The following is a 26,408-nucleotide window of genomic DNA, read 5'->3' as shown; positions in this document are numbered from 1 at the left end:
ACAGGGGGGCCCGAGGGGCAGAGAGGCAGCTCACGCGGCATTGACAACGGGGCGTATCGCGCCGCGGTTCCCGATCGTGACCATGATCTGGCTCACGTGGGCCGGGGAGTGTAGCACAGGCCCCGGAAGTGCTTGTGAAGGGGCGCACGAGCTCCCCCTCGTGAGTGGGTGGATACTCGATGGCATGAGCACCACGGAGCGTCCCAGGATCCTCGTAGTAGGCGGTGGGTACGTAGGCCTGTACGCAGCTCGGCGCATTCTCAAGAAGATGCGCTACGGCGAGGCGACCGTCACGGTCGTCGACCCCCGGTCGTACATGACCTACCAGCCCTTCCTCCCCGAAACCGCCGCCGGCAACATCTCCCCGCGCCACGTCGTCGTCCCGCTGCGACGCGTGCTGCCCAAGGCGGAGGTCCTCACCGGCCGGGTCACCACCATCGACCAGGACCGCAAGGTCGCCACGATCGCGCCGCTGGTCGGCGAGGCGTACGAGCTGCCCTTCGACTACCTGATCGTCGCGCTCGGCGCGGTCTCCCGCACCTTCCCGATCCCCGGCCTCGCCGAGCAGGGCATCGGCATGAAGGGCGTCGAGGAGGCCATCGGTCTGCGCAACCACGTCCTGGAGCAGCTCGACAAGGCCGACTCCACCACCGACGAGGAGATCCGCCGCAAGGCGCTCACCTTCGTCTTCGTCGGCGGCGGCTTCGCCGGCGCGGAGACCATCGGTGAGGTCGAGGACATGGCCCGGGACGCGGCCAAGTACTACAACAACGTGTCCCGTGAGGACATGCGCTTCATCCTCGTCGACGCCGCCGACAAGATCCTTCCCGAGGTCGGCCCCAAGCTCGGCAAGTACGGCAGGGAGCACCTGGAGAGCCGGGGCGTGGAGGTCTACCTCTCGACGTCCATGGACTCCTGCGTCGACGGTCACGTGGTGCTGAAGAACGGCCTCGAGGTCGACGCCAACACCATCGTCTGGACGGCGGGTGTCAAGCCGAACCCGGCCCTGTCCCGCTACGGCCTCCCGCTCGGCCCGCGCGGTCACATCGACTGCGAGCCCTCGCTTCAGGTCAAGGGCACGGACTACATCTGGGCCGCGGGCGACAACGCCCAGGTGCCGGACCTCGCCGCCCGCAAGGCCGGCGTGGAGAACGCCTGGTGCCCGCCGAACGCCCAGCACGCGCTGCGCCAGGCCAAGGTGCTCGGCGACAACGTGGTATCCGGTATGCGGGGCTTCCCGCAGAAGGACTACAGCCACGCCAACAAGGGCGCGGTGGCGGGTCTCGGCCTGCACAAGGGTGTGGCCATGATCGTCATGGGCAAGATGAAGATCAAGGTCAAGGGCCGTCTCGCCTGGTACATGCACCGTGGCTACCACGGCATGGCGATGCCGACGTGGAACCGCAAGATCCGCGTTTTCGCCGACTGGACGCTCGGCATGTTCCTCAAGCGCGAGGTCGTCGCCCTCGGCGCGCTGGAGTCCCCGCGCGAGGAGTTCTACGAGGCCGCGAAGCCCGCGCCGGTCGCCGCGGCTCCCAAGACCGAGGAAAAGGCCAAGGCTTCCTGACGCCCGTCCCCGGCTGAACCCCCGAAGGACCCCCTGCCATCCGTGGTGCAGGGGGTCCTTCGTCGTTCCCGTTCGACGGGGCCGGCGGAGGGTTTTGCCCAGACATAACGCGAACAGGGGACTGCGTTCGGGGCCCTTAGGTGTTTACGTAGTGTTGGATCACCGTCACGGAGGTGTGCGCCATGGCTGACGCCGCGTCGCGGCTGAAGGGGCTGCTCGAGCAGGTGGGGGGAACTCCGCTCCCGGTGCGTATCCGCGCCTGGGACGGTTCGCAGGCGGGTCCGCCGGACACGCCGGTCATCGTCGTACGCAACCGGCGCGCCCTGCGCCGGCTGCTGTGGAAGCCCGGCGAACTGGGCCTCGCCCGCGCCTGGGTGGCCGGGGACCTGGAGATCGAGGGCGATCTGTACACGGTCCTCGGTCTGCTCGCCGGCCTGATCTGGGAGCGCGGAGAGGACGCCCGTGGCCTCGCCGAGGCCCTGCGCGACCCCGAGGTGCGCGCCGGCGTCCGCGGTCTGGTGCGGCTCGCCGGACCCGCGCTGCCGCCCGCCCCGCCCCCAGAGGAGGTGCGCAGGCCCCGCCGCAACCTTCACACCAGGCGCAGCGACAAACGCGCCATCAGCCACCACTACGACGTCGGCAACGACTTCTACGAGCTCGTCCTCGGGCCGTCCATGGTGTACTCCTGCGCCTACTGGCCCACCCCGGACAGCACCCTGGAGACCGCCCAGCACGACAAACTCGAACTCATCTGCCGAAAGCTCGCCCTGACTCTCGGTCAGCGCCTCCTGGACGTCGGCTGCGGCTGGGGCTCCATGGCCATCCACGCCGCCCGCGAGCACGGCGTGAGCGTCGTGGGCATCACGCTGTCCCAGGAGCAGGCCGCGTACGCCCGTAAACGCGTCGCGGACGAGGGCCTGACCGACCGGGTGGAGATCCGGGTGCAGGACTACCGGGACGTCACCGACGGGCCGTACGACGCGATCTCGTCCATCGGGATGGCCGAGCACGTGGGCGCCGAGCGCTACCTGGAGTACGCCGAGGACCTGCACGCCCTGCTGCGGCCGGGCGGGCGGCTGCTCAACCACCAGATCGCCCGGCGACCCCAGCGGGACGAGTCCTCCTACCAGGCGGACGACTTCATCGACGCCTACGTCTTCCCGGACGGCGAGCTCGCCCCCGTCGGCACCACCGTCACCCAGCTGGAGCGCGCCGGCTTCGAGGTGCGGGACGTCGAGTCGATCCGTGAGCACTACGCCCTCACGCTGCGCCGCTGGGTCGCCAACCTGGAGGCCGGCTGGGCCGAGGCGGTCAAGCTGACCAGTCCCGGCCGGGCCCGCGTCTGGCAGCTGTACATGGCCGCCTCGGCGCTGGCCTTCGAGCGCAACCGCATCGGCGTCAACCAGGTCCTGGCTGTCCGGACCCCCGAGTCCGGTGCCTCCGGAGTGCCGCTGCGCGCCCGCACCTGGGGCTGAGAGGCCGCGCCGCCGCAACACGACGGGCCCCGCTCCCTCCCGGGAAGGGGCCCATCCGCTCGTACGGCTATTCCGCCTTGATCGCGTTCAGCATGTTCAGCCTCGCGGCGTTGCGGGCCGGCCACAGCGCGGCCAGCACGCCCACCAGTCCGGCCAGCACCAGGAAGATGCCGATCCGGTCCCAGGGGATGACCAGCACGTAGCCCGGGATCTGCTCCGCGATGGTCTCGCCGATCGCCCAGCCGAGGAACGAGCCGAGGCCGATGCCGACCACCGCGCCGAACACCGAGATGACCACGGCCTCCAGCCGGACCATCCGCTTCACCCGGCGCCGGTCGAGACCGATCGCCCGTAGCATGCCGATCTCCTGCTGCCGCTCGAAGACCGACATCGCGAGGGTGTTGACGACGCCCAGCACCGCGATGATCAGGGCCATCGCCAGCAGGCCGTACATGATGTTCAGCAGGGTGTTGATGGCGCCGCCGAACTCGTCGCGGATGTCCTGCCGGTCCATGACGGTGATGGCGGGGTTGTCGCCGAGCGCGTCGATGAGGACCTTCTCGTTCGCCGGGGACTGGCCGCCGTCCACCTTCACGAAGATCTGCCGGATGGACGGATTCACCTCGTGCGCGTCGATGATCTTCTTGTCGACGAGGACGGGCGAGAGGAACTCGCTGTCCTTGTAGACCGCGCCGACCGTCAGCGTGGCCTTCTTCTCGTCGCCGAAGGTGACCGGGACGGTGTCACCGGGCTTCCAGCCCTTGCTCTTGGCCGTCTTGTCGGCGACCGCGATCCGGCCCTGGGCGAGCGAGCCGATGTCGCCGCTGACGACGTCGACGTCGAGGACCTTCTCGATGTCGCCCGGGGTGACCGCCGAGGCCGACACGTAGTCGTCCTTGCCGGTCATGAAGTAGGCGTCCTGCTGCGGGGAGACGGCCGACACGCCCTTGGCCTTCTCCAGCGCGGTCAGCGCGGACTGGTCGAGATCCCCGCCGTTCGCCATGGAGACCATGTAGTCGGCCTTGATGTTGTCCGTGGTCATCTTGTCGATGGCCGTGCCGACCGTGATGCCGAGCACCGACAGGCCGGTCACCAGCGTCAGTCCGATGGCCAGTGCCGAGGCGGTCGCTCCGGTACGGCGCGGGTTGCGGACCGCGTTCTGGCCGGCCAGCTTGCCGGCCACCCCGAACGGGCCGACGAGCAGCGGACGGACGAGCGCGATCACCGGCCGGGACAGCAGCGGGATCAGAATGATCACGCCGATCAGCGCGAAGAACGCGCCCGCCCCGATGTACATCCGGCCGTCGTCGCCGCCGGTCGAGGCACCCGCCACGATGCCGGCCGCGCCGATGGCGGTGATGGCCGCGCCGACGGAGTTGCGTACCACCAGCGACTTGGTGGTCGCCGCCGCGTGGACGCTGTTCATGGCGGCCACCGGCGGGATCTTCGCGGCCCGGCGGCCGGGCAGCCAGGCGGCGAACATCGTGATCAGCACACCCACGCCGACCGCGGCGAGTGCCGGGGTGGCGGACAGGACCAGCGGGCCGTCCGGGATCTTCATCTCGAACGCGGCCATGCCGGAGCGCAGTCCGACCGCGAGACCGATGCCGAGGACGAAGCCGATCACCGAGGCGACCAGGCCCACCACCGCGGCCTCGGCGAGCACCGAGCGGGTGATCTGCTTGCGCGACGCACCGACGGCCCGCATCAGGGCGATCTCCTTGGTGCGCTGGGCGACCAGCATGGTGAAGGTGTTGGAGATCAGGAAGATGCCGACGAACAGCGCGATGCCCGCGAAGCCGAGCAGGACCTGCTTGAGGTTGCCCATGCCCTGCTCGATCTGCTGGGCCTGCTCGTCCGCGAGCGCCTTGCCCGTCTGGGCCTCCGCGGACTTCGGCAGCAGCGGCTTGACCGCGTCCAGGATCTTCGCGTCGTCCGCGCCGGAGGCGGCGGTGACGGTGGCGCTTTCGAAGTAGCCCGGCTTGAGGTACTGCTTCTGGGCGACCGCGGTGTCGAAGAGGACGAGGCTGCCGCCGGCGTTGACGGCGCCGTCCTCGGTGGTGAAGACGCCGCTGAGGGTGAACTCCTTCACCGGCCCGTTGGTCGCGACCCGGACCCGGTCGCCGACCCGGTACTCGCCCTTGGCCGCGGACTCCTCGTCCAGGGCGATCTGATCGTCCTTCAGCGGGCCGGTGCCGTCGGTGAACGTGTAGGCGGGGTCCTTGCCGTCCTTGCCGGGGGCGAAGTTGGAGCCCTTGTTGGACCAGCCGACGCCGATCAGCTTCCCGTCGGGGTCGGCGACCCCGGCGAAGCCGTCGACGCGGCCGTAGGTGGCGGCGACGCCGTCCACCGCGGAGATCTTGTCGAGGGTCTTCCCGGTGAGACCGGGCTCCTCCTTCGGGTCGTCCGGGTCGGCGTAGGAGGTGACCGAGACGGCGACGTCGTCGTAGCTCTTCGCCGACTGGTTGCGGAAGGCGTTGGAGAGGGTGTCGGCGAAGACCAGGGTGCCGGAGACGAACGCGACGCCGAGCATCACGGCGAGCACGGTCATCAGCAGCCGGGCCTTGTGCGCGAGTACGTTGCGCAGGGCGGTGCGGAACATCAGCTGGTGCGGCCCTTCGCGTCGAACTGCTTCATGAAGTCGAGCACGTTGTCCGCGGTCGGGCCGTACATCTCGTCGACGATCCGGCCGTCCGCCAGGAACACCACGCGGTCCGCGTGGGCCGCGGCCACCGGGTCGTGGGTCACCATCACCACGGTCTGCCCCAACTCCCGTACGGAGTTGCGCAGGAAGCCCAGCACCTCGGCGCCGGAGCGCGAGTCGAGGTTTCCGGTCGGCTCGTCGCCGAAGATGATCTCGGGCTTGGAGGCCAGCGCGCGGGCCACGGCGACGCGCTGCTGCTGGCCGCCGGAGAGCTGGGCGGGGCGGTGGCCGAGCCGGTCGGCGAGGCCGACCATCCGGATGACCGAATCCACCCACTGCTTGTCGGCCTTGCGGCCCGCGATGTCCATCGGGAGGGTGATGTTCTCCAGGGCGGTCAGCGTCGGCAGCAGGTTGAACGCCTGGAAGATGAAGCCGATCTTGTCGCGGCGCAACTTGGTGAGCTGCTTGTCCTTCAGCGAGCCCAGCTCGGTGTCGCCGATGCGCACCGAACCGGAGGAGAAGGTGTCCAGGCCGGCGACGCAGTGCATCAGGGTGGACTTGCCGGAGCCGGAGGGGCCCATGATCGCGGTGAACTCGGCCTGCCGGAACTCGACGGAGACCCGGTCCAGGGCGACCACCTGGGTCTCGCCCTGTCCGTAGATCTTCGACAGATCCGTGGCGCGCGCGGCCACGGCGGTGGTCCGGCCGGCGACGGGTGTGGTGGTCACGGGGTGGCGCTCCTGTAGGGACGACGGGGGTGGTTCTTGGGACGTGCTCCATCGTCTCGGCCGGTCGGCGCCGTGTAGTCAGCCGTTGTTCCGGTTCCTGGGGCAGTCTCCAGTCGCACTGCGGGTGCCCGTGTCATACCTGGGGATGACGGGCGGGCCCTACGGGATCCGTCGTGCGGACCATCTGTCGAGAACGGGTGGAGCCCCCTCGTTCGGGCGGTGAAATTCCGTCATTCCGCATGCGCGGCCGAGAGCCGCACGCAAGGCTGTCGGCCAAGTGCGGACGGCTTGCTCCGAGTGCTGATGCACCCTCAGGCGTCAATAAAATAAGACAACATGGGGCCGTCCTTCCGCTGTTCGGGGGACGCGTCCCGATAGGCTCGGGACCTCGACGCGGAACCCATGGCCTGCCCGGATGGTGGAATGCAGACACGGCGAGCTTAAACCTCGCTGCCCCTCGCGGGCGTACCGGTTCGAGTCCGGTTCCGGGCACCACCCCGTCTGGCCGACCCCCGTCCCCTCTGCTGGGGAGCCGGGGGTCCGTTCGTCTCCGGTGTCGCCGGACGGCCGGCGGCCGGCGTGGTCCCACGGCGGCATGGCAGTCGGTGTCGCTCCGGCCATCACACGTGACCCCTTGTGGTCGTCGTTCTCGCGCCTACCCCTCTTTCACGCTGCCCGTCAAGTCCCGAGTTCCCGGAACGTGACCGGCTCGCGCTGTTCCCGCCTACTTGAAGTGCGGGCCTCGCCGGGATCACCGGAAGGAAAACGAGGCGCCGGCCAGGGAAATCACGGAACTGAAATTCCACACTTCTTAGGAGTAGAGAAATGGCTCGGAACATCAGCACCCGCGAAAACGTCAGTCGCAAGCGCCGGACAATTATCGGTACCACGGTGGCGTCCGCCGTGGCAGTCGCCGGAGGCGTCCTCCTGCCGACCGCGGCTGCGTCGGCCGCTCCGATGCAGGAGACCTCGGCCACGACCCTGGTCGACGGCGATCACAAGGACAAGCACAAGAAGAAGGGCAAGAGCAAGGGTAAGGGAAAGGGGAAGAAGTACTGCTGGAAGAAGAAGAGCAAGCGCTCGTGGGACAACAAGCACAAGCAGTGGTACTGCTGGGGCAAGTACAACCACAAGTTCTATTGGGACGAGCACTTCGAGGTCTATTACATCTGGAAGGGCCCTGAGCGGTACTACTGCTGGGAGTCGCGGAACGACTACTACTACTGGGAGAGTCACCGCGTCAGCTACAAGTACTGGGATGTCAAGAATCACGACATCTGGAAGCCGGGCAAGCATGACTGGCCGGAACGCCCGGACCATCCGAAGCATCCGGACGAGGGCAAGCATGACGACAAGCATCCGGACGACGGCAAGCATGACGACAAGCATCCGGACGACGGCAAGCATGACGACAAGCACCCGGACGACGGCAAGCATGACGACAAGCATCCGGACGACGGCAAGCATGACGACAAGCATCCGGACGACGGCAAGCATGACGACAAGCATCCGGATGACGGCAGTGACGCCGGTACGGACGACGGCAGTGACGCCGGCTCCGATGACGGCAGTGACGCTGGTACGGATGACGGCACCGGCGCCGGTACGGATGACGGCAGTGACACCGGTACGGATGACGGCGCTGACGCCGGTACGGATGACGGCACTGACGCCGGTACGGATGACGGCAGCGACGCCGGTACGGATGACGGCAGCGACGCCGGTACGGATGACGGCAGCGACGCCGGTACGGATGACGGCACTGACGCCGGTACGGATGACGGCGCTGACGCCGGTACGGATGACGGCAGCGACGCCGGTACGGATGACGGCAGCGACGCCGGCTCCGATGACGGCAGCGACGCCGGTACGGATGACGGCAGCGACGCCGGTACGGATGACGGCACTGACGCCGGTACGGATGACGGCAGCGACGCCGGTACGGACGACGGCAGCGACGCCGGTACGGACGACGGCACTGACACCGGTACGGATGACAGCAGCGACACCGGTTCCGGCGGCGCGGTCGACATGGGCGGCTCCGACGGCGGCGGTGCGGACGACATGGGCGGCTCGGACGGCGGTGGCGACACGGGCGGCGGCGACACGGGGGACGGTGAGTGAGTAAGTGAGGCAGAGATGCGAACCCTGCGAGCCCCCCACCACCGAAAGGTGGTGGGGGGCTCGTCCCGTGTGTGGGGCTTGCATGCACGGCCGTTGACACGGACGGTCTACCGACGCAGACTTTTTCGTGAAGAAAATTTCACCCAGCGAACGTCTCGGACCGCAACCGTGCACCACGTCCACCCGAAGGGACGCCCGATGCGTACCACTGTCGGCATCATCGGCGCCGGCCCCGCCGGCCTGCTGCTCGCGCGGCTGCTGCACAACGCCGGCATCGACTCGGTCGTCCTGGAGAGCCGCGACCGGGCCTACGTCGAACGGCGGCAGCGGGCCGGGATCCTGGAGCAGGGGACGGTGGACGTGCTGCGCGCGGCCGGGGCCGGGGAGCGCATGGACCGGGAAGGCCTGCGGCACGACGGCGTCGAACTGCGCTTCGACCGACGCCGCCACCGCGTGGACTTCCCCGCCCTGACCGGCGGCCGCTCCGTGATGGTGTACGCGCAGACCGAGGTGTGCAAGGACCTCATCGCCCTCCAGTTGAAGGAGGGCGGTCCGCTGCTGTTCGAGGCGGAGGCGCTCGCGGTCGAGGACGCGGAGAGTGAGCGGCCCCGCGTGCGCTTCCGGTACGCGGGGGCCGACGGGGACGGGAGCCGCCGCGAGGGCGTACTGGAGTGCGACTACGTCGTCGGCTGCGACGGCTACTGGGGCGTCGCCCGCAAGGCGGTGCCGGCGTCACTCTCCCGTGCGTTCGAGCGGACGTACCCGTTCGGGTGGCTCGGCATCCTCGCCGACGTACCGCCCTCGCACGACGAACTGGTCTACGCCCGGCACGACCGCGGCTTCGCCCTGCTGTCCATGCGGTCGCCGTCGGTGTCGCGCCTCTACCTCCAGGTGCCGGACGGCACGGACGCCGGGGAGTGGGACGACGAGGAGATCTGGGCGGAGCTGGAACGCCGCTTCGAGACCGCCGACGGCTGGCGGCTGCGGCGCGGCCCCATCACCCAGAAGTCGGTGACGCCGATGCGGTCCTTCGTGCACGAGCCGATGCGGCACGGACGGCTCTTCCTCGCCGGTGACGCAGCGCACATCGTGCCGCCGACCGGCGCCAAGGGCCTCAATCTCGCTGTCGGCGACGTCGTCACCTTCGCGCGGGCCCTCGTGCACCGGCGCGAGACGGGTTCCGCCCGCCTTCTCGACGCCTACTCGGAGTCCTGCCTGCGCCGCGTCTGGCAGGCCGAGCGGTTCTCGTACGACATGACGACGCTCCTGCACCGGGCCCCCGGCGCCACGCCCTTCGAGGACCGGCTCCAGCTGGCCCGGCTGGAGCGGATCGCCTCCTCGCGGTCCGCGGAGACCGACCTCGCCGAGGCGTACACGGGTCTCCCGTTCCAGTGACCTTGCGCACCGGCCGTCCGGGTTGATCACCGGCCGGTTCCGGCCATGTACCGAGTTCGTCAGGAATGACGCCCTCCACTGGCGGGAATCACGCACCCGGCTAGCGTGTTGCGCAGCACGAGGGGGGAAAGATCCTCCCCAAGCACTAGGGTCATTCCTTTGCCTGTCTATTACTCTTGAGCCAAGGCTACGCAGGGTGGCCATGGAGGAGTGAAATGAGGAGCAGCAACCCGGTCTTCTCGCGACGGGGGTTCAGCCGCGACAACGGCTACGCGGGCTTCAACACCGCGCCGCAGGCCGGGGGCGCAGCTGTAGGCACCCAGGGCAACCCGTACGCCCAGCCCGGCGCCGGCAACCCTTACGCCCAGAACCCTTACGCGCAGCAGGACCTGCAGTACGGCGCGCCGCCGCAGGCCCCCGCCGGCACCGGCCGGATGACGATGGACGACGTCGTCATGCGTTCGGCGATGACGCTCGGCACGGTCGTCGTCGGTGCCGTCCTCGCCTGGGCGCTGCTGCCGGTGTCGTCCAGCAGCTACGGCCTGGCGATCGGCGCGGCCCTCATCGCCTTCGTCCTGGCGATGGTCCAGTCGTTCAAGCGCAAGGCCTCGCCCGCGCTGATCCTGTCCTACGCCGCGTTCGAGGGTGTCTTCCTCGGCGTCTTCAGCGAGATGTTCAACGCCCGGTGGTCCGGCGCGCCCTTCCAGGCGGTGCTCGGCACGATGGCGGTCGCCGGCGCCACGCTGCTCATCTACAAGGCCGGCTGGATCCGTGTCACGGCCCGCTACGCCCGGATCGGCATGGCGATCGCCATCGCCTTCATCCTGGTCACGGCGGTCAACCTGCTGCTGGTCGTCTTCGGCGTCGCCGAGAACGGCGGTCTGCGCAGCATGGGCCCGCTCGGTGCGATCGTCGGCATCATCGCGATCGTGCTCGGCGCGTTCTTCCTGACGCTCGACTTCAAGCAGATCCAGGACGGCATCGCCTACGGCGCGCCGCGCGAGGAGTCCTGGCTGGCCGCGTTCGGCCTGACCATGACGCTCGTGTGGATCTACGTCGAGATGCTGCGTCTGGTCGCCATCTTCAGCGGCGACGACTGAGTGGCACCGCGCGGCTGACGCCGACGCGTGACGATGCGTGAAGGGGCCCCGGGTTCTCCCGGGGCCCTTTCGCTGTTCTCGTCGTCGTGCGCGCTCAGAGCAGTTTGCGCGCGGCCCTCCTCAGGTCGTACTCGTGGATGATCGCTTTGGCGTGGCCGTACGCGAGGTCGTATTCGTGACGCAGCCAGCTGACCTTGTCCTCGAAGCGGAGAGCGGGGCCTTCTTCTACGGTCCGCAGCCAGTCGGCGACTTCACGACCGGTGCAATGGGGGATACGGGCGAGCAGATTGCGGTGGGTCTCCTCGGAGAAGACTTGGGACATCGGCGCCTCCGGATGCAATCGGGTGTAAGCCGGTCCTTCAGGTCACCGTGCCTGAGCGTTCGTCTGTTGGCAACAGTGCGGGTAGCCTGCCGCCGTGGTGGATACGACGCGTCTGATCAGTGCGATTGATCAATTTGCCGATCGGTTGAGGGCGGCACCGCAGAGCCGGTTGCAGCGGGGAGCCTCGGCGGAGGCGTTGGCGCTGGCCAGGGAGCTGGCCCGATGGACGCAGTCGATGGAGGAGCCGGGCAGCGAGCCTCGTGAGATGCCGGACGCGGGGATGTTCGCGGCGGCGGATCAGATCAGTGTCGCGGGGCGTGATCTGGCCGTCGTACTGACGACCGAGGCCGAGGTCGAGGAGGCCGTACGGGTGGTGGGGGAGGCCCAGAAACGGGCCGGGGTGTGACCCGCCGGCGGAAGCAGGCCGCCCTGGCGGCAGCGTCCGTCCGGAGCCGGGTCACCGTCCGCCCGGAGCGAGGTCACCCTTCCGCCTAGAGCGACGCGATGACCCTGTCCGCCAGGATGTACACCGTCTCCTCACCGCAGGTGAACGTCAGCGTGTACGCGCCCGAGATGCCCGAGCCGCCGAGGAGGGTGGGGGTCTCGCCGGAGCGCAGGGCGGCGGCGAGCCGCTCGGCGGTCTCGCGGTGGCCGGGGGTCATGCAGAGGGTCGTACCGTCGGCGAAGACGTAGACGTCGAGGGTGCCAAGCGGGCCGGGGCGGACGTCGGTCAGTTCGACGTGGGCCGAGGCCAGTTCCTCCAGGATGGACACCGTGCGTTCGTGGTCGTTGACGACTGGTGACGGGGCCGGTGTGAAGTCCGGGTGGGAGGGGTGGCGGCGGCGGGCGGCGGCCAGTTCGGGCGAGTCGCCGGCGAACTCCTCGGACTCCGGGCCGGGCTCGGACACCGGCTCCAGCGGCTCCAGGCCCGCGAAATCGGCTTGCCGGGGGAGGAACAGGTCGTTCTCGGTCAGGCCCAGCAGCGAGGGCGCGTCGGACACGTCACGGGCCTCCTGGGCGGCCCAGAAGGCGCGCGCCTCGGCCAGCTCCCGCTCCCGTTCCTCGGCCAGCGCCTCGGCGACGGCGGCCCGTATCTCCTCGGCGTCGGCCGCGGTGCGGGCCGCCGGGACCAGCGCATGGGCGGGGTTGCGGCCTGCGGCGAGCTCGTGGTGCAGGGCCGCGATCTGGCGGCGCAACTGCATCAGGGTGCGCAGGACGGCTACGCCCACGGCGCCTGTGGCGACCGTGGTGACCAGCAGGGCGATCGGCATGGCGCTCACTGACGTACTCCCGGTTCAAGGTCGACCCCCGACTTCCTACATCAGCTTGATGGGTGAACTAACCAGCTGTCAGTGCGTAACGTCACGAAACGGACAGGTCTTTGGGTCGGATGTTTAGTGTGGAACTGCTCTGACCTGCGGGGATCCCTGTGGCGAGGGAGATAGGTCACATCCTGGGGGAGATTGGATCACAAAACGGCCCAGAACCCCGGTTGTCGCGGGGTTCTGGGCCAATGCATGACGCCTGGTGGTGCGCCCGTCACGCAGGGGTCGGGAATCAGCTGAGGCGCTCGATGACCATCGCCATGCCCTGGCCGCCGCCGACGCACATCGTCTCCAGGCCGAACTGCTTGTCGTGCCATTGCAGGGAGTTGATGAGCGTGCCGGTGATCCGGGCGCCGGTCATGCCGAAGGGGTGGCCGACGGCGATGGCGCCGCCGTTGACGTTCAGCTTCTCCAGCGGGATGCCCAGGTCGCGGTAGGAGGGGATCACCTGCGCGGCGAACGCCTCGTTGATCTCGACCAGGTCGATGTCGCCGATCGTCAGTCCGGCGCGGGACAGGGCCTGCTGGGACGCCGCCACGGGGCCGTAGCCCATGATCTCGGGCGACAGGCCCGAGACGCCGGTGGAGACGATCCGGGCGAGCGGGGTCAGGCCGAGCTCGCGGGCCTTGGTGTCCGACATGATGATCAGGGCCGCGGCGCCGTCGTTGAGCGGGCAGCAGTTGCCGGCGGTGATCATGCCGTCGGGGCGGAAGACCGGCTTCAGGCCCGCGACGCCCTCCATGGTGACGCCGGCGCGCGGGCCGTCGTCCTTGCTGACGACCGTGCCGTCGGGGAGCGTCACCGGGGTGATCTCGCGCTCCCAGAAGCCGTTCTTGATCGCTTCCTCGGCGAGGTTCTGCGAGCGGACGCCGAACTCGTCCATGTCCTGGCGGGTCACGCCCCACTGCCGGGCGAGGTTCTCGGCGGTCTGGCCCATCGCGATGTACGGGTCGGGGACCAGGCCGTCCTCGCGCGGGTCGTGCCAGGTCGAGCCCTCGCTCTCGGCGACCGCGGCGGTGCGGGCCTCGGCTTCGGCGAAGATCGGGTTGCGCGTGTCGGGCAGGCTGTCGGAGTTGCCCTTGGTGAAGCGGGAGACGGTCTCGACGCCGGCCGAGATGAAGACGTCGCCCTCGCCGGCCTTGATGGCGTGCAGGGCCATGCGGGAGGTCTGCAGCGACGAGGAGCAGTAGCGGGTGATCGTGCAGCCGGGCAGATGGTCCATGCCCATCTGCACGGCGACGATCCGGCCGAGGTTGTTGCCCTGCTCGCCGCCGGGCAGACCGCAGCCGAGCATCAGGTCGTCGATGTCCTTCGGGTCCAGCTCGGGAACCTTGGCGAGGGCGGCCTGGATGATCGTGGCGGTGAGGTCGTCGGGGCGCAGGTCCTTCAGGGAGCCCTTGAAGGCACGGCCGATGGGGGAGCGGGCGGCAGAGACGATCACGGCTTCGGGCATCACGGCTCCAGACGACGTGGGAAGGGTGTACGGGGGAAGTTACCCGTACGTAGGCTGCCGGTCACCGGCATCCTCATGTGATGCGGGACTCTTTTCCAAGCGCTTGCTTAGCGTATCGGACGAGTCCGTGGTCGTCTGCTGGGCGGGCGGCCGGGCGAAGAGCCAGTTCACCGGCGGCCGGGTCAGCGGCTGGGCCAGCCGCCGTACGAACGGGGAGCCGAGCAGGGCCGCGAGCAGCACGCCGGCCAGCATCAGGCCGAGCAGTTCCAGGCGGGTGTCGGCGCGCTGGATCCAGCCCATCTCCCGCACCGGCAGGATGACCAGCGGATGCAGCAGGTAGATGGTGAAGCCGCCGGCGCCGAGCGCGGAGATCACCGGGAGCCGCTTCCGCGGCATGACGCGCAGCAGGCACAGGGCCAGGCCCACGGCCGTGGCCAGGATGGCCAGCCGGATCAGCCAGGCGCCTTCGAGACCCAGCCGGGTGTCGGCGACGTACGAGTGGCGCATCGACGTCCAGTTGCCCTTGACGTCGGCGTGCCACAGCCAGGACACCACGCCCCAGGCGAGGATTCCCGCGATGGCCACCGGCAGGCTCCAGCGGCTCTCGAACCACTCCCGCAGCGCCCCCTGGCCCAGTCGCCAGCCGATGTAGAACAGCGGCAGGTACACGAGGGTCCGGCTGGCCGAGTACATCAGGCCGAACTCCTCCAGGTACCCCACGCTCAGCGACACGATCGTGGTGATCAGCAGCGGGTGGCGCAGCTGGACGACCAGCGGCAGGAGCAGCCGCCAGAAGAAGAGCGACATCAGGAACCACAGCGTCCACGGCAGCTGGGCGATGTGCAGCTTGAAGGGGCTGCCGAGCGCGTACACCTCCAGGGAGAACAGCAGGCTGCACAGGAGGGCGGGTATCGCGATGTTGCGCAGGAGCGTGCGCAGGTGGCGCGAGCCGAGCGGGCCCGCACTGCTGAAGACGCCCGCCAGCACGACGAACATCGGGACGCGGAAGGCCCATGTCGCGACGTTGAAAACGTGCAGCGAGTCATGGCGGCTCATGATGCTGCCGATGGTGTGCAGGACCACGATCAGGGCGGCGGAGACGAAGCGGGTGTTGTCCCACCAGGGGTCCCGGCTCCGGCTCTGGGCGCCGGCGGGTCTCGGAAGCGGCTTTTCCATCGCGGCGTGATGCTCCTGACAGACGCATGACAGTGAAGGGATGTGGGGGGAGTGAAGACGTCACCTTCGCCGCGTCCGGAAGTGCTGGGGTTACATCAGGCGACTCGTGTGGTGAACGCTGCGTGTACGGAAGGGGACGCGGGCCGGGACGCGGCCCTGGCGGCGGGCCGCGTCCGGCGCGGTCAGGGCTGCGACGTGTGGCTCGTCGGTTCCGTCGCGGCCGTCTCCGGTTCCTGCACCCGGCGCCGGCGGCGGCGCTTCAGCAGGGCCCACGGTCCCCGGGGCCCCGTCGGCAGGGCGGCCGTGACCTCCGTGCCCGCCTCGGAGGCCGCCTCGGCGGCGGCGCGGGCGACGGGGAGGAAGCCTTCGCGGCGCGAGACGTCCGGGCGCTCCTCCTCCGGCCACAGGCCGAGCGCCGCACAGAGCGTGGGCAATACGGCCATCGCGGCGGTCGCGTAGCCCTCGGCGGAGGGGTGGTAGTTGTCGGGGCCGAACAGCTCGCGCGGGTTCGCCGCGAACTCGGGGCCCAGCAGGTCGCCCAGCGACACGGTGCGGCCGCCCTGCTCGACGACTCCGATCGTCTGGGCGGCCGCCAGCTGACGGGAGGCGCGTCTGGCCAGCCAGCGCAGCGGCTGCTGCACCGGCTCGATCGTGCCCAGGTCGGGACAGGTGCCGACGACCACCTCGGCGCCGGCCGTGCGCAGTCGCCGTACCGCCGACGCGAGGTGGCGCACCGAGCGGGTGGCCGGGATGCGGTTGGTGACGTCGTTCGCGCCGACCATGATCACGCAGATGTCGGGGATCCGGTGCTGGTCCGCGAGGGCCAGCGTCACCTGGCGGTCCAGATCGTCGGACATCGCGCCGGGCAGGGCGACGTTGCGCAGGTCGACCGGGCGTTCGGCGACCGCCGCGAGGCCCGAGGCGAGCAGCGCGCCCGGGGTCTGGCCGGCCCGGTGGACGCCCTGTCCGGCGGCTGTGGAGTCGCCCAGTATGGTCAGCCGCAGGGGCGCGCCCGGGTTGTCGTACGTCTGTCCGTACCGCCCCTCCGCGTTCGGCACGTACGGCGTGGAGCCGTTGCCCACCTGGCGCCGGGCCAGCTGCACCTCCGCCAGCACCAGGCCGACGACCGCCGCACCGGCCAGGCCGATGCCACCACCGCCGTATGCCGCACCGGCTGCGATGCGCCGGGCCACCCTCGCCCTCGACATCCTGGTCATCCGTCGACGCCACCTCCTCGCACCCGTACATCCACTCCTTGCCCCGAAGCGAGCCCCCGCCAATCTCAACGACGAGTGAACGCCGGTGACGGGCGTCGAGGTGATCACCCGCTGTGGCTGTCCTGAGGTCCGATCCGCCGGGCAGGCCATAGGCTGGCCGCATCACCCAGACCACTACTTCTGCGGCATCCGGAGACAACGGTGCAGTTCCACGACTCGATGATCAGTCTCGTCGGCAACACCCCGCTGGTGAGGCTCAACAACGTGACCAAGGGCATCAGGGCGACCGTCCTGGCCAAGGTCGAGTACTTCAACCCCGGCGGTTCCGTGAAGGACCGCATCGCGCTGCGCATGATCGAGGCGGCCGAGGAGAGCGGCGCGCTCAAGCCCGGCGGCACGATCGTCGAGCCGACCAGCGGCAACACCGGGGTGGGGCTGGCGATCGTGGCGCAGCAGAAGGGGTACCAGTGCATCTTCGTGTGCCCGGACAAGGTGTCCACGGACAAGATCAACGTGCTGCGGGCGTACGGCGCCGAGGTCGTCGTCTGCCCGACGGCCGTCGACCCCGAGCACCCCGACTCGTACTACAACGTCTCCGACCGGCTGGTGCGTGAGACGCCGAACGCCTGGAAGCCGGACCAGTACTCCAACCCCAACAACCCGCTCTCCCACTACCACTCGACCGGCCCCGAGCTGTGGGAGCAGACCGACGGGCGGATCACCCACTTCGTGGCCGGCGTCGGCACCGGCGGCACCATCTCCGGGACCGGCCGCTACCTCAAGGAGATCAGCGACGGCGCGGTCAAGGTCGTCGGCGCCGACCCCGAGGGCTCCGTGTACTCGGGCGGGTCCGGGCGGCCGTACCTCGTCGAGGGCGTCGGTGAGGACTTCTGGCCGACGGCGTACGACCGGACCGTCGCCGACGAGATCGTCGCCGTGTCCGACAAGGACTCCTTCCAGATGACCCGGCGCCTGGCCAAGGAGGAGGGCCTGCTGGTGGGCGGCTCCTGCGGCATGGCCGTCGTCGCGGCGCTGCGGGTGGCCGAGCGGCTCGGCGAGGACGACGTGGTGGTCGTGCTGCTCCCGGACAGCGGCCGCGGCTACCTCAGCAAGATCTTCAACGACGAGTGGATGGCCGACTACGGCTTCCTGGAGGACGCCGGCCCCAGCGCCCGCGTCGGCGACGTGCTGAACGACAAGGAGGGCGACGCCATCCCCACCCTCGTCCACATGCACCCGGACGAGACGGTCGGTCAGGCCATCGACGTGCTGCGCGAGTACGGCGTCTCGCAGATGCCGATCGTCAAGCCGGGCGCCGGGCACCCGGACGTGATGGCCGCCGAGGTCGTGGGCTCCGTCGTGGAACGGGAGCTGCTGGACGCGCTGTTCACCAAGAGCGCCTCGCTCGACGACCCGCTGGAGAAGCACATGTCGTCGCCGCTGCCGCAGGTCGGCTCCGGCGAGCCGGTCGCGGACCTGATGTCCGTGCTCGGTTCGGCGGACGCGGCGATCGTCCTCGTCGAGGGCAAGCCGACCGGTGTGATCAGCCGGCAGGACCTGCTCGCCTTCCTCGCCAGGAGCGCGAAGTAGCGGCCAACCGGCGGTGAACGGGCCGTGTCGGCGGCGAACTCGCGGTGACGTGCGCGTTTGTGGTCTTCTCGGAAGTGGTACGAGCGCGTCACGTGCGCGCAGCACCGGCTTAACACGGATCCGGCACATTGGTGGGTGTCGGCAGGGCGGGAGCGGCTCCCCGCCCAGGCCGGCCCGTACGGCGCCAGGGAACCTCCGGAGCGGCTCCCGGACCTCCATGGACGCCACGGACGCGCGAGCCCGGCCCTGACCGGCCCGCGTCCTTCGCGGGGACCGCCGTCGTCCCGCCCCCCGGCAACGGGGGTGCGGCGGTCCCCGCGCACACTCGTGCCCGGAGGTCAGTCCTCCCAGTCGCCGTCCTGCCCGGACCTGCGGCGCCGCCCGCCGAACAGCCCCGGGTTGACCCGGCTCGCCTGGAAGACGTTGACGCCGACGATGCCGGCCCAGGCGACCAGCAGACCGGGCAGGTTGGCCACGCCCCCGCCGATCGCCGACAGCGGCACCGCCAGCACCAGCGAGACGATGCCGAAGCCGAAGCGCTCGCCCCAGGAGTCCGTCGGCCTCGGTGACCGCGAGTCCCGGGCCACCACCATCTGCTGCTCGGCCAGGTGGCGACGCACCCGGCGGTCCACGGCCCCGTCGATGCGCTGCTCGACCTTCTCCAGGAACGAGTCGACCAGCGCGGAGTCGTACTCCTCGCCCAGTTCCCTGCGGGCCTGCAAGGTGGCGTCGAGTTCCTTCTTCAGCTCGGTGTCCCGCGCGTCCATTCCGCTCATGCGCTTCACGGTAGGGAGCGCGGACGCCGGCCGCACTGGGGTTAGCCCCCCTGTCGCCGGCGGGGTCAGCCGGTGGCCGCCAGGCCCTTGCGCGCGGCGTAGTCGTCGGCCACGTCCTGGGGGTCCTTCTTGTCCTTGTCGACCAGGCGGTTGAGTTCGGTGAGGTCGGCCGTGGTGAGGACGTTGCCGAGTTCGGCGAGCGCCTTGCGGACCGTGGCGTCGGCCTTGCGGTCGGCGATGAGGGGGACGACGTGCTGGCCGGGTATCAGGTTCCTGGGGTCGGTCAGGACCACCCAGCCGTTCTCCTGGATGTCGGTGTCGGTGGTGAAGAGGTTGGCCACGTCGACGTCGCCCTTCTTCAGGGCGCCCTTGACGAGCGGTCCGGAGGAGTCGAGCGACTTGAACTCCTTGAACTCGACGCCGTACACGTCCTTGAGGCCGACGGCCCCGACCTGTCGCTTCTTCACCTCCGGTGCCGCGCCGATGACCAGCTCGCCGTTCTGCTTCTTCAGGTCGGCCAGCGAGGCCAGCCCGTACTTCTCGGCCGTCTCCCGGGTCACCGCGAAGGCGTCGGAGTCCTCCGCCATGCCGTACGGCAGCACTTGGAGGCCGGCCGGGAGGGCCATGGTGAGGGCGTTCTGCATCGCGCCCTCCTCCGTCGCCGTGGCCTTGGGGTCGACGTAGTGCAGGAGGGCGCCCTGGTACTCGGGCAGCAGGTCGATGTCCCCGCCGCGCAGGGCGGGGATGAGGATCTCGCGGGTGCCCAGGTTGGGGCGCACGGTGACCGGGACGCCGGCCGCGGTGAGCACCGCCGCGTACAGGTACCCGAGCACCTGGTTCTCGGTGAAGTTGGCCGTGCCGATGGTGACGCCGCCCTTGCTGGAGCCGCCGCCCGAGGTCGTCGTGCCTTGGCTGTCGAGGCTGGTGATGCCGCTGGAACAGGCGGAGAGGGCGGTGACGGAGCCTGCGGCGAACAGGCCGCCGAGGAGCTTACGACGGTTCATGTCAGGGGTTCCCTACGCGGTGCGGTGGCGGAAGAGGGCGCGCTGGAGGGCGGACAGGGCGAGGTCGAGGGCGACGGCGACCACGGCGACCAGCACGGCGCCGCCGAGCACCTGCACGAGGTCGCGCTGGGCGAGGCCGTCGAAGACGTACCGGCCGAGGCCGCCGAAGGAGACGTACGCGGCGATCGTCGCCGTGGCCACGACCTGGATGAGGGCCAGGCGCAGGCCGGTCATGATGAGGGGCAGGGCCAGCGGCAGTTCGACCTGGAGCAGCACCTGGTGACCGCGCATGCCCTGGCCGCGGGCCGCGTCGCGGACGTCCGGATCCACCGCCGTCATGCCGGCGTGGGTGTTGGTGACGATCGCCGGGACCGCGAGGGCGACCAGCGCGACGTAGACCGGCCACATGGACAGGCCGCTGGCCAGGAAGACCAGCACGACCAGGCCGACGGTGGGCAGGGCGCGGCCGAAGGACGCCAGGTTGATGGCGAGGAAGGCGCCCCGGCCGGTGTGGCCGATGAGCAGGCCCAGCGGGAGGCCGATCGCGGCGGCGACGAGGGTGGCCAGGAGCGAGTACTGGAGGTGCTCGGCCAGGCGGTGGGCGATGCCGTCCGGACCGGACCACTGCTCGCCGCTGGTCAGCCAGGAGCCGAGGTTCGTGAAGAGTTCGTACATCTCAGGCTCGCCGCCTCGTCCACGGGGTGAGTACGTACTGGACGGCGACCAGCAGCGCGTCCGCGACCACCGCGAGCAGCAGCGTGAGGACCACGCCCGCGATCACGGGGGTCGGGAAGTTGCGCTGGAAGCCGTCGGTGAAGAGCTGGCCGAGGCCGCCGTCGCCGATGTAGGTGGCGACCGAGACCAGGGAGATCGACATGACCGTGGCGATGCGGACGCCCGCCATGATCACGGGCAGGGCCAGCGGGAGCTCGACCGTGAGGAGGGTGCGCAGCGGGCGGGTGCCCATCGCCTGCGCCGCCTCCTTGGTCCTGGTCGGGACCGAGTCCAGGCCCTCGACCGTGTTCCGGAGCAGCACGACCAGGGTGTAGATCGTCAGGCCGATGACGGTGGTGGTGCGGGTGAGGCCGCTGACCGGGAGCAGCAGCACGAAGACCGCGATCGAGGGGATGGTGAAAAGGACGTTCGACATGCCGAGCAGAACGCCGCGCAGGGGCCGGATCCGGTGGGCCACGACGGCCAGCGGAAGCGAGATCAGCAGGCCGAACAGGACCGCCGAGAGGGCCGCCTGGAGGTGGGAGACGGTCAGGGCGGTGAGGTCGTCGGTGTGGTCGGATATCCACGACCAGTCGATGGTCATGCGGCCAGTACCTCCCCGTGGGCCCGGTTCGCGTGCTCGTGGATGTCGTCGCGGGACGAGACGCCGGTGAGGACGCCGTCCGCGCCGACGCGGGCGACGAGGCCGGTGGGGGAGGCGACCGACTCGTTGAGCGCGGACAGCAGCGAGTCGCCGTCCTGGAGCGGCCGTACGGGGACCATGGTGTCGCCCGCGGCCCAGTGCAGCGGCCTGCGCGCCCCGTCGAGGGCGAGGGTCCAGGTGCCGCCCTCCGGTGCCGGGCCCTGCGGTACGGCCGCGAGGGTCCTGAGCGAGAGCAGCTTCAGGCCGCGCTCGGCGCCGAGGAAGTCCGCCACGAAGTCGTCGGCGGGGCGGGCGAGGAGTTCGGCGGGCGGGGCGCACTGGACGAGATGGCCGCCGGTGCGGAAGATCGCGATCCGGTCGCCCAGGCGGACGGCCTCGTCGACGTCGTGGGTGACGAAGACGATGGTCTTGTTCAGTTCCTTCTGAAGGCGCAGCAGTTCCTGCTGGAGCTGGTTGCGGACCACCGGGTCGACCGCGCCGAACGGCTCGTCCATCAGCAGCACCGGCGGGTCGGCGGCGAGCGCGCGGGCGACGCCGACGCGCTGCTGCTGTCCGCCGGAGAGCTGGTGGGGGTAGCGGCGGCCGGTGTCGGCGGACAGGCCGACGGTCTCCAGCAGCTCGGCCGCCCTCGCGCGGGCCTTGCGCCGGCCCCAGCCGAGCAGCAGCGGGACGGTGGCGATGTTGTCCAGCACCGTGCGGTGCGGGAAGAGGCCCGACTGCTGGATGACGTAGCCGATGGAGCGGCGCAGCTCGGCGGCGTCCTGCTGCTGGACGTCCTTGCCGCCGACCCGGATGGTGCCGGAGGTCGGTTCGACCATCCGGTTGATCATCCGGAGGGTGGTCGTCTTGCCGCAACCGGAGGATCCGACGAGGACGGTCACGCCGCCTTCCGGCATCCGGAGGGTGAGGTCGTGGACTGCGGTGGTGCCGTTGGGGAAGCGCTTGTGGACCGCGTCGAACTGGATCATGAGATGTCCCTTGCCCGGCCTGTATAACGTCATGCAGAGTTCTTGGTGTCTGAATAGGTTGTCAATGCTCCAGCGGTAATCCGCGGTGATGGATGGCCGATAGGCAAGATCGGGTGTCCGGTTCGAGGAGGGTTTGCGCGTGATGTCGTCTCGCATCGTGGACGCCCCAAAGGGGGCAGTGAGCGCCCTCGTGGTGCTGGACGGACGCGGGATGGGCGTCACCGACGTCGTCCGGCTCGCCGACGGGGCCGCGCGGCCGGTGCCGGGGACCGAGGCGATGAAGCGCGCGGAGGAGTCCTGGGACGCCGCCCGCATGATCGCCGCGACCGGGCGCGTGTACGGCCGCTCCACCGGAGTCGGCGCCAACCGGAACGAGGACGTGCCCACCGAGGCCGCCGCGGCGCACGGGCTGCGGCTGCTGCGCAGTCACGCCGGAGCCATCGGCGAGGAGCTGCCCGCGCGGCAGGTGCGGGCGATGCTCGCCGTCCGGGCCAACCAGCTGCTGGCGGGCGGCGCCGGCCTGCGGCCGTCCGTCGTCACCGCACTGTGCGAGGCGCTGGACGCCGGGGCCTACCCACAGGTCAACGAGTTCGGCTCGGTCGGCACCGGCGACATCGCCGCGCTGGCCCAGATGGGGCTCGCGCTGGCCGGGGAACATCCGTGGCGGGGCGCGGGCGCCCCCGAGGCGCAGCCGCTGGACAACAACGACGCCCTGGCGCTGATCAGCAGCAACGCCCTCACCCTCGGCCAGTCCGCGCTCGCCCTGCACGAGCTGCGCGGACTGCTCGCCGCCACCCAGGTCGTCGCCGCGCTGTCCCTGCTGGCCGTCGACGGCTCGCACGAGGCGTACGCCGCCCCCGTGCACACCGCCCGCCCGCACCGCGGCACGGCCGACGTCGCCCGCCGGATGCGGCAGCTGATCGGCGCCGCCGACCGGCCGCACCCGCCGCTCGGCCGGCTCCAGGACCCGTACGGCTTCCGCTGCCTGCCCCAGATCCACGGCCCCGCCCAGGACGCCGCCGACGCCCTGGAGGACGTCCTCACCGTCGAGATCAACGCGGCCGCGGAGAACCCGCTGATCTCCCCCGAGGACATGGCCGCCTACCACCACGGCGGCTTCTACCAGGCCCAGCTCGCCCTTGCCCTGGACCACTTCCGGCTGGCCATAACGCAGGTGGCGCGCCTGTCCACGTCCCGGCTGTCGACGCTGAACGAGCCCGCCTACACCCGGCTGCGCCCCTTCCTCGCCGACCACGAGGCCGCCTCCTCCGGCGTGATGATCCTGGAGTACGCCGCCGGGGCCGCCCTCGGCGATCTGCGGGCCTTCTCCGCGCCCGCGTCGCTCGGCCACGCTGTACTCTCCCGAGGCGTCGAGGAACAGGCCAGCTTCGCCTCGCTCGCCGCACGTCAGACACTGCGCCTGTGCGACGCGTACCGTCTGGTCGTCGGCTGCGAACTCGTCGCCGCCGTACGGGCGTTGCGCCAGCGCGGCCTGCGCCCCGAACCGGACCTGCCGGCCGGCCGGGCGCTGGAGCTCGCCGAGTCGGTGCTGGACGCGGACCCGGCCGACCGGCCGCTCACGCACGACGTGACGGCGGCGGCCGGACTGCTCGACCGGTTCACGGACATCTGGAGGGGGAGCACGTCATGACCGGGGACATGAACACGGGTGTGCCGGACAGCCCGGCCGCACGGCTGCAGGCGCTGTTCGAGGGGCACCGGCTGACGCCGACCCAGCGGCGCATCGCGCACAGCATGGTCCGGCGCGCCGCCGACGTGCCGTTCCTGTCCAGCGTCGAGCTGGCCGAACTCGCCGGGGTCAGCCAGCCGTCCGTGACGCGCTTCGCGGTCGCCCTCGGCTTCGACGGCTACCCCGCGCTGCGCCGGCACCTGCGCGAGGTCGCGCCCGCCGAGCAGCCGGCGGACGCGGCGTCGTACAACGAGTACCAGCAGGCCGTCGAGGCCGAGATCGAGAACCTCCGGCACCTCGCCGAACTGCTCGCCGATCCCCGGCCCGTGCACGAGGCCGGGCGGCTGCTGGCCGCCTCCCGCCCGCTGCCGGTGCTGGGACTGCGCGCGGCGGCCTCCCAGGCCTACGGCTTCGCCTACTTCGCCGCCAAGGTCCATCCGGACGTCCGGCTGCTCCACGAGGGCGGCACTATGATCCACGACCGGATCGACGGGACCGTACGGGCGGGCGCCTCGGCGCTGCTCTGCTTCGCGCTGCCCCGGCATCCACGGGAGGTCGTGGACACGCTGGCGTACGCCAAGGAGGCCGGGCTGACCGTGGTGACCGTCGCCGACTCGGCCTTCGCACCGGTCGCCAAGGTGTCCGACCTGCTGCTGCCCGCCGCCGTCGGCACCGGGCTCGCCTTCGACACGGCGTGCGCGCCGATGCTGCTGGGGCGGGTGCTGCTGGAGGCGATGTGCGACGACCTCCCGGACGCGCAGGCGCGGCTGGAGGAGTTCGACGCGCGGGCGGCGGCGCGAGGGCTGTTCGTGGAGTGAGCGGGCGCCCGCGTCCGCCGCGGCCCGCGGCTTCTCAGACTCGTCTCACCTTCCCTCGCTAGCCTGCCTGTTCCAAGAACTGAGACGGCGTGGGACAGGTGGGACAGGAGGCCGAACATGGTGCGCGGAGGTCAAGGACTGGCCCGGGTGGCCTGCGTCGTGCGGGCGGGGGCAGCGCCCCTGTGGTGGCTCGGGGTGGTCGCGGCCGGCATCGGTGTGCTGGTGCCGGGGCTGACGGGGCGCCGGATCGGCGTCCTGGCGGGGGCCGTGCTGTTCATCCTGGCGGCGGCCCTCGTGGCCGGCACGCGCCGCAAGCGGTACGCCGCCCTCGCCCGCGGCGCCGCCCGCGCCGCCAAGCACGACGTGCTCCAGGACCGCGCCGTGACCGTGCGCAACTGGCGGCGCGGGCACCGCTGGTGGCTGCTGCTGGCCTTCCTGGCCGCGCTGGGCGGCTCGTTCGCCGCGCCCGCCGCCGGCGGCATGCTGCTCGCCGGATGCGGTGCGGGGCTGTGGCTGAAGGCGGGGTGGCTCGGGCGGCGCGAGCGGGCCGAGGAGACGCTGCTGTGGGTACGCGTCGACTGGCTGCGCGGCGGCCGCCCGGCCGGCAAGGCGGTCGGGGCGTACCGCGCTACGGGTGTCGCGGCGGGCGACGCGGCGCCTGGTGGCGCGCGTCGCCGTACCGCCGCACCGGTCTGAGCCGCGGCCTCAGACTTCGAGGTCCTCCTCGATCCGCCGCAGCTGGTGACGGGCCATCGCGAGGTTGGACCGCTTGGCGTCCAGCACGAGGTAGAGGAAGAGCCCGTTGCCGCTGCGGCCGCTGAGCAGACGGATCAGGTGGTACTGGTCCGACAGCGTGATCAGGATGTCCTCGATCTGGCCCTTGAGCCCGAGGTGCTCCATCGTGCGCATCTTGGCGCGGACCACGTCGGTGTTGCCGGCCGCCGCGACGTTCAGGTCGAAGGTCTTGCTGCCGCCCATCGTGCCCAGCGCCATGCCGGTGGTGTAGTCGACGAGGGCGACTCCGGTGGCGCCCTCGATCGAGGCGAGGGCTTCCTTCAGGGTGGTCTCGGTGTTCGCCATGGTGGTGGTGTTTCCTCTCAACTTTCCGTGGTGGTGGATGTGTTCGTGGGGGTGCGGGGAGTGCGGCGGACGGGCTTCTGGCGCGTCGTGGGGGCCGTCTCGGGTTTCGCGGGGAGCAGGGGCGGCGGCGTCGGCGGCAGGGCGTCGACCAGCTCGCCGATGCGGGCGCCGGTGCGGCGGCCCTCCAGGTGCAGCCGGCCGACGTTGACGCGGTCCTCGGCGAGCAGGGTCAGTACGGCGGTGTCACCCGCGGCGTACGTCGCCACATAGCCGCGCATGCCGCGCACCAGCAGTTCGCGCAGCTCGCCCCGGCCGGTCGCGTCCGTGACCCGCACCGCGACGCCGAGCGCGGCGGCGGTCAGCGCGGCGAGCCCCTCCGGCTCGACGCCGGGGGTGTCGTGAGCGATGACCAGGCCGTCCACGCTGGCGGCGAGGGCGCCGGTCAGCTGGGGCACACGGGCTCTCAGCCGGTGCAGTTCGTCGAGGATCGGGGGTTCCACCGCCATCAGGGCTCTCCTCTCGGCGGGCGGGCGAGGCGGTTGCCGCGGCGTCGCTTGTCGTGGCGCGAGCTGTCCCGG

General features: G+C 70.6%; 24 protein-coding genes and 1 tRNA gene. 11 read left to right on the top strand and 14 right to left on the bottom strand.

Features of this window, described 5'->3' with window-relative positions; translation table 11 throughout:
- Positions 1-184 precede the first annotated feature (184 nt).
- Both ACFV6X_RS23330 and ACFV6X_RS23325 read left to right on the top strand, forming a co-directional pair.
- Complete coding sequence (locus tag ACFV6X_RS23330) at positions 185-1,567, top strand: NAD(P)/FAD-dependent oxidoreductase (protein ID WP_385386362.1); 1,383 nt, start codon at positions 185-187, stop codon at positions 1,565-1,567.
- A gap of 182 nt (positions 1,568-1,749) precedes the next feature.
- Entirely contained in the window at positions 1,750-3,042 is a 1,293-nt protein-coding gene (locus tag ACFV6X_RS23325) for a class I SAM-dependent methyltransferase (RefSeq protein WP_385386360.1), read from the top strand.
- A gap of 67 nt (positions 3,043-3,109) precedes the next feature.
- Here ACFV6X_RS23325 and ACFV6X_RS23320 read toward each other — a convergent pair whose 3' ends face one another.
- The gene (locus ACFV6X_RS23320) at positions 3,110-5,644 is read right to left on the bottom strand and encodes an ABC transporter permease (protein ID WP_385386358.1); all 2,535 of its coding nucleotides are present in this window, start codon (positions 5,642-5,644) and stop codon (positions 3,110-3,112) included.
- Positions 5,644-6,414: an ABC transporter ATP-binding protein gene (locus ACFV6X_RS23315; protein ID WP_385386356.1), complete on the bottom strand. Its 771-nt coding sequence runs from the start codon at positions 6,412-6,414 to the stop codon at positions 5,644-5,646. Before ACFV6X_RS23315 ends, ACFV6X_RS23320 begins: the two co-directional genes overlap by 1 nt.
- A 409-nt stretch (positions 6,415-6,823) precedes the next feature.
- Here ACFV6X_RS23315 and ACFV6X_RS23310 point away from each other — a divergent pair.
- The 4 genes from ACFV6X_RS23310 (at position 6,824) to ACFV6X_RS23295 (ending at position 11,033) form a co-directional block, all read left to right on the top strand.
- Positions 6,824-6,909: transfer RNA gene (locus tag ACFV6X_RS23310), tRNA-Leu, on the top strand.
- Positions 6,910-7,239: 330 nt separating this feature from the next.
- Complete coding sequence (locus tag ACFV6X_RS23305) at positions 7,240-8,538, top strand: hypothetical protein (protein WP_385386354.1); 1,299 nt, start codon at positions 7,240-7,242, stop codon at positions 8,536-8,538.
- 198 nt (positions 8,539-8,736) lie between these two features.
- Entirely contained in the window at positions 8,737-9,933 is a 1,197-nt protein-coding gene (locus tag ACFV6X_RS23300; RefSeq protein WP_385386352.1) for a 4-hydroxybenzoate 3-monooxygenase, read from the top strand.
- Positions 9,934-10,148: 215 nt separating this feature from the next.
- Positions 10,149-11,033, top strand: coding sequence for a Bax inhibitor-1/YccA family protein (locus ACFV6X_RS23295; RefSeq protein WP_365450478.1), 885 nt, complete (start codon positions 10,149-10,151; stop codon positions 11,031-11,033).
- A 94-nt stretch (positions 11,034-11,127) separates the two neighbouring features.
- Here ACFV6X_RS23295 and ACFV6X_RS23290 read toward each other — a convergent pair whose 3' ends face one another.
- Entirely contained in the window at positions 11,128-11,355 is a 228-nt protein-coding gene (locus ACFV6X_RS23290) for a DUF4287 domain-containing protein (RefSeq protein ID WP_365450476.1), read from the bottom strand.
- A gap of 94 nt (positions 11,356-11,449) precedes the next feature.
- On the opposite strand from ACFV6X_RS23290, the gene ACFV6X_RS23285 reads away from it, so the two are divergent.
- Positions 11,450-11,761, top strand: coding sequence for a hypothetical protein (locus tag ACFV6X_RS23285; protein ID WP_385386350.1), 312 nt, complete (start codon positions 11,450-11,452; stop codon positions 11,759-11,761).
- Positions 11,762-11,846: 85 nt separating this feature from the next.
- Here the strand turns inward: ACFV6X_RS23285 and ACFV6X_RS23280 are convergent, their stop codons facing one another.
- From ACFV6X_RS23280 to ACFV6X_RS23265, 4 genes are all read right to left on the bottom strand, one after another.
- Positions 11,847-12,635 (bottom strand): hypothetical protein, encoded by a 789-nt coding sequence (locus ACFV6X_RS23280; protein ID WP_385386348.1) that lies wholly within the window; start codon positions 12,633-12,635, stop codon positions 11,847-11,849.
- A gap of 277 nt (positions 12,636-12,912) precedes the next feature.
- The gene (locus tag ACFV6X_RS23275; RefSeq protein WP_385386346.1) at positions 12,913-14,133 is read right to left on the bottom strand and encodes an acetyl-CoA C-acetyltransferase; all 1,221 of its coding nucleotides are present in this window, start codon (positions 14,131-14,133) and stop codon (positions 12,913-12,915) included.
- Positions 14,134-14,172: 39 nt separating this feature from the next.
- The gene (locus ACFV6X_RS23270; RefSeq protein ID WP_385386345.1) at positions 14,173-15,309 is read right to left on the bottom strand and encodes an acyltransferase family protein; all 1,137 of its coding nucleotides are present in this window, start codon (positions 15,307-15,309) and stop codon (positions 14,173-14,175) included.
- Positions 15,310-15,491: 182 nt separating this feature from the next.
- Positions 15,492-16,526 (bottom strand): SGNH/GDSL hydrolase family protein, encoded by a 1,035-nt coding sequence (locus tag ACFV6X_RS23265; protein ID WP_385386343.1) that lies wholly within the window; start codon positions 16,524-16,526, stop codon positions 15,492-15,494.
- 201 nt (positions 16,527-16,727) lie between these two features.
- On the opposite strand from ACFV6X_RS23265, the gene ACFV6X_RS23260 reads away from it, so the two are divergent.
- A complete protein-coding gene (locus ACFV6X_RS23260) occupies positions 16,728-18,116 on the top strand; it encodes a cystathionine beta-synthase (RefSeq protein WP_385386341.1) in 1,389 nt (462 codons plus the stop codon).
- Positions 18,117-18,454: 338 nt separating this feature from the next.
- On the opposite strand, the gene ACFV6X_RS23255 is transcribed toward ACFV6X_RS23260, so the two are convergent.
- The 5 genes from ACFV6X_RS23255 to ACFV6X_RS23235 form a co-directional block, all read right to left on the bottom strand.
- Positions 18,455-18,883 carry a hypothetical protein gene (locus ACFV6X_RS23255; RefSeq protein WP_385386396.1) on the bottom strand — a complete coding sequence of 143 codons (429 nt, stop codon included), beginning with the start codon at positions 18,881-18,883 and terminating at the stop codon, positions 18,455-18,457.
- 74 nt (positions 18,884-18,957) lie between these two features.
- Complete coding sequence (locus ACFV6X_RS23250; RefSeq protein ID WP_385386339.1) at positions 18,958-19,896, bottom strand: ABC transporter substrate-binding protein; 939 nt, start codon at positions 19,894-19,896, stop codon at positions 18,958-18,960.
- 12 nt (positions 19,897-19,908) lie between these two features.
- Positions 19,909-20,571 (bottom strand): ABC transporter permease, encoded by a 663-nt coding sequence (locus ACFV6X_RS23245; protein WP_385386337.1) that lies wholly within the window; start codon positions 20,569-20,571, stop codon positions 19,909-19,911.
- A 1-nt stretch (position 20,572) separates the two neighbouring features.
- Complete coding sequence (locus tag ACFV6X_RS23240) at positions 20,573-21,214, bottom strand: ABC transporter permease (protein WP_385386335.1); 642 nt, start codon at positions 21,212-21,214, stop codon at positions 20,573-20,575.
- Positions 21,211-22,242, bottom strand: coding sequence for an ABC transporter ATP-binding protein (locus tag ACFV6X_RS23235; RefSeq protein ID WP_385386333.1), 1,032 nt, complete (start codon positions 22,240-22,242; stop codon positions 21,211-21,213). The genes ACFV6X_RS23240 and ACFV6X_RS23235 overlap by 4 nt, the downstream gene beginning before the upstream one ends.
- 142 nt (positions 22,243-22,384) lie before the next feature.
- Between ACFV6X_RS23235 and ACFV6X_RS23230 the strand changes: the two genes are divergently transcribed.
- From ACFV6X_RS23230 to ACFV6X_RS23220, 3 genes are all read left to right on the top strand, one after another.
- Positions 22,385-23,893 carry an aromatic amino acid ammonia-lyase gene (locus ACFV6X_RS23230; RefSeq protein ID WP_385386331.1) on the top strand — a complete coding sequence of 503 codons (1,509 nt, stop codon included), beginning with the start codon at positions 22,385-22,387 and terminating at the stop codon, positions 23,891-23,893.
- A complete protein-coding gene (locus ACFV6X_RS23225; RefSeq protein ID WP_385386329.1) occupies positions 23,890-24,750 on the top strand; it encodes a MurR/RpiR family transcriptional regulator in 861 nt (286 codons plus the stop codon). The genes ACFV6X_RS23230 and ACFV6X_RS23225 overlap by 4 nt, the downstream gene beginning before the upstream one ends.
- A gap of 117 nt (positions 24,751-24,867) precedes the next feature.
- Positions 24,868-25,446, top strand: coding sequence for a hypothetical protein (locus ACFV6X_RS23220; protein ID WP_385386327.1), 579 nt, complete (start codon positions 24,868-24,870; stop codon positions 25,444-25,446).
- A gap of 9 nt (positions 25,447-25,455) precedes the next feature.
- Here the strand turns inward: ACFV6X_RS23220 and ACFV6X_RS23215 are convergent, their stop codons facing one another.
- Both ACFV6X_RS23215 and ACFV6X_RS23210 read right to left on the bottom strand, forming a co-directional pair.
- Positions 25,456-25,830, bottom strand: a complete 375-nt coding sequence (locus ACFV6X_RS23215) for a hypothetical protein (RefSeq protein ID WP_365450446.1) — start codon at positions 25,828-25,830, stop codon at positions 25,456-25,458.
- A gap of 17 nt (positions 25,831-25,847) precedes the next feature.
- Complete coding sequence (locus tag ACFV6X_RS23210; protein WP_385386325.1) at positions 25,848-26,336, bottom strand: roadblock/LC7 domain-containing protein; 489 nt, start codon at positions 26,334-26,336, stop codon at positions 25,848-25,850.
- Positions 26,337-26,408 lie beyond the last annotated feature (72 nt).

The organism is Streptomyces sp. NPDC059861, assembly GCF_042731435.1.
Taxonomy (GTDB): Bacteria; Actinomycetota; Actinomycetes; order Streptomycetales; family Streptomycetaceae; genus Streptomyces.
The sequence above is the reverse complement of the archived record's forward strand: the minus strand, read 5'-3'. Positions and strand labels throughout refer to the sequence as shown.

What these genes read in the sequence shown, in the direction of transcription:
- ACFV6X_RS23330 (WP_385386362.1), top strand. Translation starts at nt 185, where the DNA reads ATGAGCACCACGGAGCGTCCCAGGATCCTCGTAGTAGGCGGTGGGTAC.
- ACFV6X_RS23325 (WP_385386360.1), top strand. Translation starts at nt 1,750, where the DNA reads ATGGCTGACGCCGCGTCGCGGCTGAAGGGGCTGCTCGAGCAGGTGGGG.
- ACFV6X_RS23320 (WP_385386358.1), bottom strand. Translation starts at nt 5,644, where the DNA reads ATGTTCCGCACCGCCCTGCGCAACGTACTCGCGCACAAGGCCCGGCTG.
- ACFV6X_RS23305 (WP_385386354.1), top strand. Translation starts at nt 7,240, where the DNA reads ATGGCTCGGAACATCAGCACCCGCGAAAACGTCAGTCGCAAGCGCCGG.
- ACFV6X_RS23300 (WP_385386352.1), top strand. Translation starts at nt 8,737, where the DNA reads ATGCGTACCACTGTCGGCATCATCGGCGCCGGCCCCGCCGGCCTGCTG.
- ACFV6X_RS23295 (WP_365450478.1), top strand. Translation starts at nt 10,149, where the DNA reads ATGAGGAGCAGCAACCCGGTCTTCTCGCGACGGGGGTTCAGCCGCGAC.
- ACFV6X_RS23290 (WP_365450476.1), bottom strand. Translation starts at nt 11,355, where the DNA reads ATGTCCCAAGTCTTCTCCGAGGAGACCCACCGCAATCTGCTCGCCCGT.
- ACFV6X_RS23275 (WP_385386346.1), bottom strand. Translation starts at nt 14,133, where the DNA reads ATGCCCGAAGCCGTGATCGTCTCTGCCGCCCGCTCCCCCATCGGCCGT.
- ACFV6X_RS23270 (WP_385386345.1), bottom strand. Translation starts at nt 15,309, where the DNA reads ATGGAAAAGCCGCTTCCGAGACCCGCCGGCGCCCAGAGCCGGAGCCGG.
- ACFV6X_RS23265 (WP_385386343.1), bottom strand. Translation starts at nt 16,526, where the DNA reads ATGACCAGGATGTCGAGGGCGAGGGTGGCCCGGCGCATCGCAGCCGGT.
- ACFV6X_RS23255 (WP_385386396.1), bottom strand. Translation starts at nt 18,883, where the DNA reads ATGGACGCGCGGGACACCGAGCTGAAGAAGGAACTCGACGCCACCTTG.
- ACFV6X_RS23250 (WP_385386339.1), bottom strand. Translation starts at nt 19,896, where the DNA reads ATGAACCGTCGTAAGCTCCTCGGCGGCCTGTTCGCCGCAGGCTCCGTC.
- ACFV6X_RS23245 (WP_385386337.1), bottom strand. Translation starts at nt 20,571, where the DNA reads ATGTACGAACTCTTCACGAACCTCGGCTCCTGGCTGACCAGCGGCGAG.
- ACFV6X_RS23240 (WP_385386335.1), bottom strand. Translation starts at nt 21,214, where the DNA reads ATGACCATCGACTGGTCGTGGATATCCGACCACACCGACGACCTCACC.
- ACFV6X_RS23235 (WP_385386333.1), bottom strand. Translation starts at nt 22,242, where the DNA reads ATGATCCAGTTCGACGCGGTCCACAAGCGCTTCCCCAACGGCACCACC.
- ACFV6X_RS23230 (WP_385386331.1), top strand. Translation starts at nt 22,385, where the DNA reads ATGTCGTCTCGCATCGTGGACGCCCCAAAGGGGGCAGTGAGCGCCCTC.
- ACFV6X_RS23225 (WP_385386329.1), top strand. Translation starts at nt 23,890, where the DNA reads ATGACCGGGGACATGAACACGGGTGTGCCGGACAGCCCGGCCGCACGG.
- ACFV6X_RS23220 (WP_385386327.1), top strand. Translation starts at nt 24,868, where the DNA reads ATGGTGCGCGGAGGTCAAGGACTGGCCCGGGTGGCCTGCGTCGTGCGG.
- ACFV6X_RS23215 (WP_365450446.1), bottom strand. Translation starts at nt 25,830, where the DNA reads ATGGCGAACACCGAGACCACCCTGAAGGAAGCCCTCGCCTCGATCGAG.
- ACFV6X_RS23210 (WP_385386325.1), bottom strand. Translation starts at nt 26,336, where the DNA reads ATGGCGGTGGAACCCCCGATCCTCGACGAACTGCACCGGCTGAGAGCC.